This window comes from Streptomyces sp. KR55, from assembly GCF_052245645.1.
Classification (GTDB): domain Bacteria; phylum Actinomycetota; class Actinomycetes; order Streptomycetales; family Streptomycetaceae; genus Streptomyces; species Streptomyces flavusporus.
The window spans coordinates 1-9,969 of record NZ_JBQQCE010000367.1 but is presented as its reverse complement, the minus strand read 5'-3'; the positions used below and the strand labels follow the sequence as shown (position 1 = coordinate 9,969).

Genomic DNA, 9,969 nt, shown 5'->3' with positions numbered 1-9,969 from the left:
TCCTCGGCGCTTTCCAGGTTCCCGCTTTCGCGTTTCCCTTTCCGGCGGTTCCGACTCTATCAGACCCTTTCGGGCCTGACTCCCAGTCAGCGGGGCTTGTCTTCCCGGCCGTTGGGCCGTTCCGACGTCTCAAACCTTAGCGGATTCTCTCGGCGATTCCCAATCGGGCCGCCGAGTCCCACTCGAATTGAATTCGGGCGCGCCGAAATCAACCCCGTCGGGAGATCGTGCTGGTGGTTTGAGTTGCCGCTTTCGCGGCGGGAGGTGCTGCCGCAGAACCGTTACGGCTCCGTGGCAACCCGAAGAACTTTACGGATCGGGTAGGGGGCTGTCAAGCACCCCCTGTCAAGATCTTTTACGCCCGCTTCAGTCCAGGTCACTGAGGCGGCCGCCGGCGTCCGGCTGGGCGTGTTCCACCCTGCGCAGGAGCCTGGTCAGGACCTCGCCGAGGACTGTTCGCTCGTCCGGGGACAGGTCCTGCAGGAGGTCCTCCTCGAAGACCGACGCCAGTCGCATGGCCTCGAGCCACTTCTCGCGGCCCTCGGGGGTCAGCTCCACGATCACCCGTACGCGGTTGGTCTCGTCCCGCTCCCGGGTGACCAGACCCTCGGCGACCATGCGGTCGATGCGGTGGGTCATCGCGGCCGGTGTGAGACCGAGGCGCTTGGCGAGGTCGCTGGGGCCCATGCGGTAGGGAGCGCCGGAGAGGACGAGGGCCTTGAGGACCTCCCACTCGGCGTTGCTGATGCCGAGCGCGGCGGTCTGGCGGCCGTAGGCGACGTTCATACGGCGGTTCAGGCGGGAGAGCGCCGAAACGATCTTCTCGACCTGGGGGTCGAGGTCCCGGAACTCGCGCTGGTAGGCGGCGATCTGTTCTTCGAGTGTCGGCTCGGTGACGCCGGTGCCGGTGGTGTCGCCCATGGGGCAAGTATCGCACGGGCCTGCTTGGCGTTGAAGTCCTTCTGTATGTACTCTTTAACTTCGAAGTTTAGGGGTGAAGTCTTCATCTCTAACTAGTGACGCTCGCAAGTACTTGAGAGAGGTGAACGTGACCAGGGCGATGGGCGCAGCGATGCGCCGGATCCACGTGGGCAACGCACTCAGCGCGTTCGGGCTCGGCTTCACCGTCCCCTACCTGTACGTCTATGTGGCGCAGGTGCGGGGGCTGGGGGCCGTGACGGCGGGGCTCGTACTCGCCGTTTTCGCCGTGGCCGCGCTGATCGTGCTGCCGTTCGCCGGGCGGGCCATCGTCCGGCGTGGCCCGCTGCCGGTGCTGCTCGCCGCCCTGGTCACCGCCGCGCTGGGGGCGCTGAGCCTGGGGTTCGCGGGCAATGCGGCGGCTGTGCTGCTGTCGGCGGGGGCGCTCGGGGCCGGGCAGGCCGTGATGCAGCCGGCGCTGGCGACGATGATCGTGGACTGTTCGTCGGCGGAGACGCGGTCCCGGGCGTTCGCGATGCAGTTCTTCCTGCAGAACCTGGGGCTGGGTGTCGGCGGGCTCATCGGTGGTCATCTCGTCGACGCGACCCGGGTCTCGTCCTTCACGCTGCTGTTCGCGATCGAGGCGGCGATGTTCCTGCTGCTGGTCATGGTGATGGCGACGGTGCGGGTGCCGCACTCGCCGCGGATCGGGGATGCGCCGGGACGGTCGGCGAAGGGCAGCTGGAAGCAGTTGCTGGGTAACCGGGCCATGGTGCAGCTGTGTGTGCTGGGGTTCGTGCTGTTCTTTGCGTGCTACGGGCAGTTCGAGTCGGGGCTGAGCGCGTACGGGGTCGAGGCGGCCGGGATTTCTACGTCTGCCCTGGGGACGGCGCTGGCTGCCAACACCGCGATGATCGTGGTGGCGCAGTTCGCCGTGCTGAAGTTCGTCGAGCGGCGGCGGCGGTCGCGGGTGATCGCGGCGGTCGGGCTGATCTGGGCCGTCGCGTGGGTCGCGGCCGGGTATGCGGGGCTGGGGCACGGTAGCCAGGAGATGGCTACGGCGGCGTTCATCTCGACGTATGCGTTGTTCGGGCTGGGTGAGGCGATGTTGTCACCGACGGTGGCTCCGCTGGTTGCCGATCTTGCGCCGGTGGGGATGGCTGGGCAGTACAACTCGGCGTTCGCGCTGGTGAAGCAGCTTGCGTTGGCGGTTGGGCCGGCGGTGGGTGGGCCGATGGGGGCTGCGTTGCATGGGCCGTATGTCGTGACGTTTCTGCTGTTCTCGCTGGGGATCAGTGTGTTGGCGGTGCGGTTGGGGCGGGAGCTGAGTGACGTGCAGGATCGGCCGTGGCTGGGGCGGAGTCGGGTTGTGTCGCGGGGTGGGGCTTCGGAGGCGGTTCCTGCGGAGGCGTGAGGCGGGGCGGGCGGCGTTGCGGCTGGGCGGGGTGGGTCGCGCAGCCCCGCGCTGCGGGGTGCCGCCCGCGCCCACCCGTGCCGCCCTGGGGGTCCCCTCTGGGGGAGGCACGAATGCCCGCGGCACGACGGGTGGGTGCCCGCGGGCTGACGGGGGTTGTGGCTCAGGGTTTTGGTAGGGCGAATTCGCACCACACTGCTTTTCCGCCCCCCGGGGTTCGTCTGCTGCCCCAGTTGGAGGCGATCGTTGCGACGATGGCGATGCCTCGGCCCGACTCGTCGCCCGGTTCTGCGCGGCGGCGGCGGGGGAGGTGGTCGTTGCCGTCGGTGACCTCGACGATCAGGCGGCGGTCGGTGCGGCGGAGGCGGAGGCGCATGGGTGGGGTGCCGTGTTGGAGGGAGTTGGCGACCAGCTCGCTCGCCGCGAGGACGCCGAGGTCGTGCAGGTCGGGTGGGAAGCGCCAGCTGGTGAGGACGCCGGAGGCGAACGCACGCGCGCGTGGGGCCGCTTCCACGCCGCCGAGCAGTTCCAGGGCCGCGTTGCGGAACAGGTCGCTCTCCGGGCCCGTACGGGCCGGGTGCTGGAGGACCAGAACGGCGACGTCGTCGTCGTGGTCCGCCGTCACGCCCGCCGAGCGGACCAGGCGGTCGCAGATGACCTGCGGGGTGCCGGTCGCGCCTGCCAGGGCGCGCTCGAGGGCGGCGATGCCCTCGTCCAGGTCCTTGTCCCGGCGCTCCACCAGGCCGTCCGTGTAGAGGACGGCGGTGGAGCCGGGGCCCAGGGGGATCGAGCCCGAGGTGTGCATCCAGCCGCCCGTGCCGAGGGGCGGTCCGGTGGGTTCGTCGGCGTGCAGGACGTTGCCGCTGTCGTCGCGGACGAGGATGGGGAGGTGGCCGGCCGAGGCGTAGACCAGCCGTCCCTCGTTCGGGTCGTGGACGGCGTACACGCACGTGGCGATCTGGTTGGCGTCGATCTCCGCGGCGAGGCCGTCGAGGAGTTGGAGGACCTCGTGCGGGGGCAGGTCGAGGCGGGCGTACGCGCGGACGGCCGTACGGAGCTGGCCCATGACCGCGGCGGCACGGACGCCTCTGCCCATGACGTCGCCGATGACCAGGGCCGTGCGGCCGCCGCCCAGGGTGATCACGTCGTACCAGTCGCCGCCGACGGCGGCCTCGGTGCCGCCGGGCTGGTAGGTGGCGGCGATGCGGAGGTCGTCGGGCTGTTCCAGCTCCTGGGGGAGCAGGGAGCGCTGGAGGGTGACGGCGGTCTCGCGCTGCCGGCGTTCGCTGGCGCGGAGGCGTTCGGCGGCCTCGGCGTGGTCGGTGACGTCCGTGGCGAAGACGAGGACGCCGGGGTCGCTGCCGTCGCCCTCGGCGACCGGGGTGCAGGTGAAGGTGTAGGAGCGGCCGTCGGGGGCCTTGCGGGACTTGACCGTGCGGGGCTTGCCGCTGCGCAGGACCTGGTCCAGGAGGGGCAGCAGGCCCAGTTCGTGGAGTTCCGGCAGGACCTCGCGGGCGGGTGCCCCGGGCGGGCGTACGCCGAAGGCGGTGGCGTAGGCGTCGTTGACGTAGGCGAGGCGGTGGTCGGGGCCGTGGACCAGGGCGACGAGCGCGGGGACGCGGTCGAGGACCTCGCGTACCGGGAGTTCGTCCACGGCGGGGACCGGCACCGGGTCGTCGGTCAGGTGCTCGGTGCGGGCTGCGGGGACGGAGCCATCACCTCGCCGGTCCGGGGTGACCGTGTGTGCGGTCCGCGCTGCGGCGCGGCGCTGCGTTCCGGGGAGCCGGGCGCTCCAGCGCGTGAAGTTCACGAATCCTTGCCTCGTGTAGTCGTCGTCGGCCGGCTCCGGATCCGGCCCGGTCCCCCAGGGGTCGTACGTCGGTGGCCGTACCTTGTCACGGCCCCTGGGAAGTGCAGCACTTGGGAGAAGCCTCGTGGGTTGGTGGGCAGGGGCTCGCCCTGTCGCGGGGATCAGTCTGGCAGTGTGGCCGACCGGGCCGACATCCGTCAGACGCCGGGGTGGCCGCAGGAGTTCCTCGCGAGGGTCAGGTCGACCCCTTCGGGTCGTAAGGAGGCTTTCCACCGGCCGCGAGTTCGAACTCGGCTCGGGGATGTTCGAGTGAACCGAGCGAGACGATCTCCCGTTTGAAGAGGCCCGCGAGGGTCCATTCCGCCAGCACGCGCGCCTTGCGGTTGAAGGTCGGCACCCTGCTGAGGTGGTAGGCGCGGTGCATGAACCAGGCGGGGTAGCCCTTCACCTTGCGCCCGTAGACGTGGGCGACACCCTTGTGCAGTCCGAGGGAGGCGACCGAACCGGCGTACTTGTGGGCGTACGTCTGGAGGGGTTCGCCGCGCAGGGAGTGGACGATGTTGTCGCCGAGGACCTTGGCCTGGCGGAGCGCATGCTGGGCGTTGGGGGCGCATGTGGTGCCGGGTGCGCCGGCGGTGACGTCGGGTACGGCGGCGGCGTCCCCTGCGGCCCACGCGTGCGCGTGCCCCTCTATCGACAGCTCGGCTGTGCAGTGCAGTCGGCCGCGCTCGGTGAGCGGCAGGTCGGTGGCGGCGAGCAGCGGATGGGGTTTCACGCCGGCCGTCCAGACGACCGTACGCGTGGGGAATCGTTGTCCGTCGCTGAGGACCGCGACCCGGTCGGCGCAGGATTCGAGACGGGTGCCCAGGAGGACCTGGATGTTGCGGCGGCGTAGTTCGGTGACCGTGTAGCGGCCCATTTCCTCGCCGACCTCGGGGAGGATGCGGTCCGAGGCCTCGACGAGGATCCACTTCATGTCCTCGGGCTGGACGTTGTGGTAGTAGCGCGTGGCGTAGCGGGCCATGTCCTCCAGCTCGCCGAGTGCCTCGACTCCGGCGTATCCGCCGCCCACGAAGACGAAGGTGAGGGCCGCGTCGCGGATGGCGGGGTCGCGGGTGGAGGAGGCGATGTCCATCTGCTCCAGGACGTGGTTGCGCAGGCCGATGGCCTCCTCGACGGTCTTGAAGCCGATGCCGTGGTCGGCGAGGCCGGGGACGGGCAGGGTGCGCGAGACGGACCCGGGGGCGAGGACGAGTTCGTCGTACGACAGCTGCTCGGCGCCGGTGCCCTCCTCCTCGGTGGCGAGGGTGGTGAGGGCCGCGACGCGTTCGGCGTGCCGGATGGAGCGGACCTCGCCGATGACGACCCGGCAGTCGGCCAGGACGCGGCGGAGCGGTACGACGACATGGCGGGGGGAGATGGAACCGGCGGCCGCCTCGGGGAGGAACGGCTGGTACGTCATGTACGGGTCGGGCGTGACGACCGTGATCTCGGCCTCGCCGCGCCCGAGTTCCCGTTTCAGCTTCCGTTGCAGGCGCAGGGCCGTGTACATCCCGACGTAGCCGCCGCCGACAACGAGAATGCGCGCAGGTTCCTTCACCATCCCATGACGCACCCGGCGCTTGCGTTTGTCCACAGCCCCGGCAAATTGTGTGACCGCGCGCGGGGCATGCGCAGGGTTGGCCGAAATGTCGGCGCAGGCGACATCCGTGCAGGTCAGCGGGGGTGAGCCGGGTGGCGTAACGGTGTGCAACCGGGACGTATACGACCCGTACTCCGATCGGGGGGCGCTCCGTGCGGAACCTGCCCCTTCTGAATTGAGTCCCTCTCAACTATGTTCGTGTGTCGACGGGGTGTAGGGGGATGCGCTCGCCGGGTTCCCGGGTTCCTGGGTTCTCGGGCTCGCGACGGGCAGGCTCGTGGTCCGGCGGGCGGGCTCGCGGTTCCGGGCTTGTTCCACACGCTCCGGCTTATCTATGGCGGGGAGAGTCTCCGGGGGGAGACGTCATTACCGGGGGATTTCGTATGCACATTCAGGACTCTCGTTGGTCTACCGCTTCTGCCATCGCACCTGGTGGCATGGTGGGCGCGGCGGCGGGCGACGGACGCGGGGACGGACCGCGGACGACGCCGCTGCGCGTGGACGCACAGCGCAATCTCGAGCATGTACTGCGGGCGGCGCGCGAGGTCTTCGGCGAGCTGGGCTACGGCGCGCCGATGGAGGACGTGGCGCGGCGCGCGCGGGTCGGTGTCGGCACGGTGTACCGGCGCTTCCCGAGCAAGGACGTCCTGGTGCGGCGGATAGCCGAGGAGGAGACCTCCCGGCTGACCGACCAGGCCCGGGCGGCGCTCGGCCAGGAGGACGAGCCGTGGTCGGCGCTGTCGCGGTTCCTGCGTACGTCGGTGGCCTCGGGTGCCGGGCGGCTGCTGCCGCCGCAGGTGCTGCGGGTCGGCGTAGCGGACGAGGCCGGCGAACGCGCCCGGCTCGACGAGGCGCGGGTGCCGCAGCAGCGGATCCAGCCCGGCGCGGGTGAGCTGCGGCTCGTGCCGGAGGGGTCGTCGGCGGCCGAGGAAGACAGTGGGGCGGCGGCGCTGCTGGACGTCGTGGGCCAGCTCGTGGAGCGGGCGCGCGCGGCGGGCGAGCTGCGGCCGGACGTGTCGGTGTCGGACGTTCTGCTGGTCATCGCCACGGCGGCGCCCTCGCTGCCGGATGCCGCGCAGCAGGCGGCGGCTTCGGCGCGGCTGCTGGACATTCTGCTGGAGGGGCTGCGGTCGCGACCGGCGTGACGTGTGGTGCAGCGGGCCGGGGGCGGTGCGCCGCCCCCGGCCCAACGCCTCCTCCGTGACCGCCCGTTGAGCCTTGCCCGAACGACTGACGACCGGTACCGGCTCACAGCAGGTCCCCACGGACGAGTGGATGGTCCGCACTCCGCCTCCTGAACAAAAGCCAATATGGCACTCTGGCTCCTGTTCGGGGCTGGTTGGGCAGGCGGCAGGGGCTTTCCGCGATGGGTGTTGACGGGCGGGACGAGTCACTCGGTGGCGACGGCACCGAGGCCGAGGGCCTCACGCCACCCCAGGTACCGGCGCAGCGCGACCGGCGGCAGGACGGCGTCCTGACGCCGCCGGCCGAGCCGCCGACGTCCGACGCCGGGCTGATCACACGGATGCGCGCGGGCGACGACACGGCCTACGAGGAGCTGTACCGGCGCCACGCGGACGCGGTCCGCCGGTACGCGCGCACGTGCTGCCGGGACGCCCACACCGCAGACGACCTCACCGCCGAGGTCTTCGCCCGCATGCTCCAGGCGGTACGCGGCGGCTCCGGGCCCGAGCACGCCGTACGCGCGTACCTGCTCACCACCGTCAGGCGGGTCGCCGCGAACTGGACGAACTCCGCGAAGCGGGAGCAACTGGTCGACGACTTCGCGGTGTTCGCCACGCAGGCCGCCCGGTCGGACGGGTCCGACCGGGACACACTCGAACTGGGCGCCGACGTACGGGCGATGCACGAGGCCGAGCAGTCCCTGGCGATGCGGGCCTTCCGGTCGCTGCCGGAGCGCTGGCAGGCCGTGCTGTGGCACACCGAGGTCGAGGACGAGTCCCCGAGCGAGGTCGCCACGCTCTTCGGGCTCGACGCCAACGGCACCCGCGTCCTCGCCAGCCGCGCCCGCGAGGGCCTCAAACAGGCCTACCTCCAGGCCCACGTCAGCGCCGCCCTCACCAGCGACGAGGAGTGCGCGCGCTACGCCGGCCAGTTCGGCACGTACGCCCGCCGCAGGCTGCGCACCCGCGCCGAGCGGGGGCTGCGCAAGCACCTGGAGGAGTGCGCCAGGTGCCGGCTGGCCGCCGGCCAGATCGAGGAGGTCGCCGGAGGCATCCCCGCCGTCGTGCCGGTTGCGGTCATCGGCTGGTTCGGGGCCGCGGGGTACGCCAAGGCGGCCGGGCTCGTCGCCGGAGGCGCCGGAGCCGGTGCTGCGGGTGCAGCGGGCGCGTCGGGCGGTGGCTCGTCCGGCGGGGCCGGCGCCGGTGGTGCGGCGTCGGAGGGGCTGGGTGCGCCGGTGAAGGCCGGTATCGCGGCCGGGGTGGTCGCCACGGCGATCGCGGTGGTCGCGCTCGCCCTTGCCGGCGACGACAGCCCGCCCGAGAAGCCGGAGGCGAGGCCGCGCGCGTCCGCGCCGATCGTCCAGCCCGAGCCGCCTGCGCCCACCCCCACGCCCACGCCGTCGCCCGAGGAGCCCGCTCCGAGGCCGCCGGCGATCGTCCCGGCGGCGGGCCCGGCCCGGACGCCCACACCGTCCCCCACGCCCACTGCGGCGCCCACGCCCACCCTGGAGCCGACGCCCACCCCGACGCCTACGGCGACGCCCACTCCGACCCCGACCCCGCCGCCCCCAGGGACCGACTACCAGCTGAGCGAGCTGTCCTACGACCTCACCGGCGACGGCACCGAACCCGAGATGCGGCTCAGCGGCAGCACCTGGGTGTGGCAGCGGGGCGGCCTGTCGGTCGGCGGTACGTCGTACGCGCGCGGGGTGACCGTCCACGGCCGGTCCTCCGTCACCGTCGACCTCAACCGCGAGTGCGCCTCCTACGATGCGTGGGTCGGTGTCGACGACGGGATGCTGAAGCTCGGCCAGGTCTCCTTCTCCGTCCACGCGGACGGTGTCCAGCTGTGGAAGTCCGGGGTGATCAAGGGCGGCGACCCCGCCGTCCCCGTCCATGTGGACCTCACCGGGCGCAGGACCGTACGGCTGGTGGTGGAGCCGCACAGCGCCCTCGACAACCTGGCACTCGCGGACTGGGCCGCGTCGAAGTTCACCTGCTCGTAGGGGGTGTCGAGGCGCGTTCCGCACGCGCGCCGGCTCACGCGCCCGAGGCCAGCGCCCCCCGGCGCGGTGTGATCCCCGCCGGTACCGCACGCGCGCGTGCCGGTGTTCCCGTCCAGCAGGTGCCGCGCCGGGCGAGCAGGCGGCGCAGCCACAGCTCCAGGGACACCAGGTCGGCGAGCCCGTCCAGGGGCAGGGGTTCGCCCTGTGCCGCCGCGCGCAGGGCCTTGCGGACGACCCGGGCCTCGACCAGCCCGGCCTCCGCCAGCAGGGGCGTGTCGAACAACGCCATCAGGGAGTCCACGGCAACGCGCAGTCCCGCACGTGCGGCGGCCGCCGCGGGCGCATGGGAGGGCGCGCCCCAGCCGGGCGGGAGGTCCGCGACGCCGGCGCCCTTCAGGACCGTACGCAGGATCGCCGCCCGGGCCCCGGGCTGGACGCGCAGCGCCTCGGGCAGGGCCCGGCAGGCGCGCACGACCTGGTTGTCGAGGAAGGGTGTGTGCAGGCGCTGGAAGCGGATCTCCGCGGCCTGCTCCAGTACGCGGACGTCCGCCGCCGCCCGGGCCAACGCCCCGCGCGCGCGGAAGTCGCCCGGCCGCTGCCCGGGTCCTACTCCGGAGCGATGGGTCGCCCCCTGCAAGCGAATCGATACTTCTGCCAGCGCCTCACCGGTCAGCCACCGGGCCGCCGGCCCCGGTCTGGCCCAGGTGAGCGCGGCGAGCGACGCACCCACCGCCCCGCCGGGTTCTTCGAACCGCTGCTGGAGCAGCCACTCTGCGAGCCCCTCCAGACCCGCGCCGTAGGGCGTCCGGGCGAGCCGGCGCGCGGCGGCGTACACGCGCGCGGGGACCATCACCGAGCCGTCAGCCTTCGCCAGTGCGGCCACCGGCCGCACCAGGTGCCGCCGCTGCCGGTCCATCAACAGGTCGGCCAGGCGCGCCGGATGGGCGTCCAGCACCTGTCGGGCGCCGTAGCCGGTGAGGTGGTCGGCGCTGCCC

General features: G+C 72.3%; 7 protein-coding genes. 3 read left to right on the top strand and 4 right to left on the bottom strand.

Translation table 11 applies throughout. From position 1 onward, the window contains the following. Positions 1–366: 366 nt before the first annotated feature. Positions 367–921 (bottom strand): MarR family winged helix-turn-helix transcriptional regulator, encoded by a 555-nt coding sequence (locus ACTWQJ_RS37750; RefSeq protein ID WP_129798593.1) that lies wholly within the window; start codon positions 919–921, stop codon positions 367–369. A gap of 151 nt (positions 922–1,072) precedes the next feature. On the opposite strand from ACTWQJ_RS37750, the gene ACTWQJ_RS37745 reads away from it, so the two are divergent. After that, a complete protein-coding gene (locus tag ACTWQJ_RS37745; protein ID WP_443310952.1) occupies positions 1,073–2,332 on the top strand; it encodes an MFS transporter in 1,260 nt (419 codons plus the stop codon). Positions 2,333–2,495: 163 nt separating this feature from the next. Here the strand turns inward: ACTWQJ_RS37745 and ACTWQJ_RS37740 are convergent, their stop codons facing one another. Both ACTWQJ_RS37740 and ACTWQJ_RS37735 read right to left on the bottom strand, forming a co-directional pair. Then, a complete protein-coding gene (locus ACTWQJ_RS37740; RefSeq protein ID WP_443310951.1) occupies positions 2,496–4,142 on the bottom strand; it encodes an ATP-binding SpoIIE family protein phosphatase in 1,647 nt (548 codons plus the stop codon). A gap of 235 nt (positions 4,143–4,377) precedes the next feature. Continuing rightward, complete coding sequence (locus tag ACTWQJ_RS37735) at positions 4,378–5,745, bottom strand: NAD(P)/FAD-dependent oxidoreductase (protein ID WP_443310950.1); 1,368 nt, start codon at positions 5,743–5,745, stop codon at positions 4,378–4,380. A gap of 422 nt (positions 5,746–6,167) precedes the next feature. On the opposite strand from ACTWQJ_RS37735, the gene ACTWQJ_RS37730 reads away from it, so the two are divergent. Together ACTWQJ_RS37730 and ACTWQJ_RS37725 are read left to right on the top strand one after the other, a co-directional pair. Then, positions 6,168–6,929, top strand: coding sequence for a TetR/AcrR family transcriptional regulator (locus tag ACTWQJ_RS37730; protein WP_443310949.1), 762 nt, complete (start codon positions 6,168–6,170; stop codon positions 6,927–6,929). A gap of 221 nt (positions 6,930–7,150) precedes the next feature. Then, on the top strand, positions 7,151–8,974 hold the full coding sequence (locus ACTWQJ_RS37725) for a sigma-70 family RNA polymerase sigma factor (RefSeq protein WP_443310948.1): 1,824 nt from the start codon (positions 7,151–7,153) through the stop codon (positions 8,972–8,974). Between the two features lie 34 nt (positions 8,975–9,008). Here ACTWQJ_RS37725 and ACTWQJ_RS37720 read toward each other — a convergent pair. Further along, positions 9,009–9,969: asparagine synthase-related protein (locus ACTWQJ_RS37720; protein ID WP_443310947.1), on the bottom strand; the 961-nt coding region annotated here is incomplete at its 5' end.

Excerpts from the sequence above, each read along its gene's own strand:
- ACTWQJ_RS37750 (WP_129798593.1), bottom strand. The coding sequence starts at position 921 with ATGGGCGACACCACCGGCACCGGCGTCACCGAGCCGACACTCGAAGAA.
- ACTWQJ_RS37745 (WP_443310952.1), top strand. The coding sequence starts at position 1,073 with ATGCGCCGGATCCACGTGGGCAACGCACTCAGCGCGTTCGGGCTCGGC.
- ACTWQJ_RS37735 (WP_443310950.1), bottom strand. The coding sequence starts at position 5,745 with ATGGTGAAGGAACCTGCGCGCATTCTCGTTGTCGGCGGCGGCTACGTC.
- ACTWQJ_RS37730 (WP_443310949.1), top strand. The coding sequence starts at position 6,168 with ATGCACATTCAGGACTCTCGTTGGTCTACCGCTTCTGCCATCGCACCT.
- ACTWQJ_RS37725 (WP_443310948.1), top strand. The coding sequence starts at position 7,151 with ATGGGTGTTGACGGGCGGGACGAGTCACTCGGTGGCGACGGCACCGAG.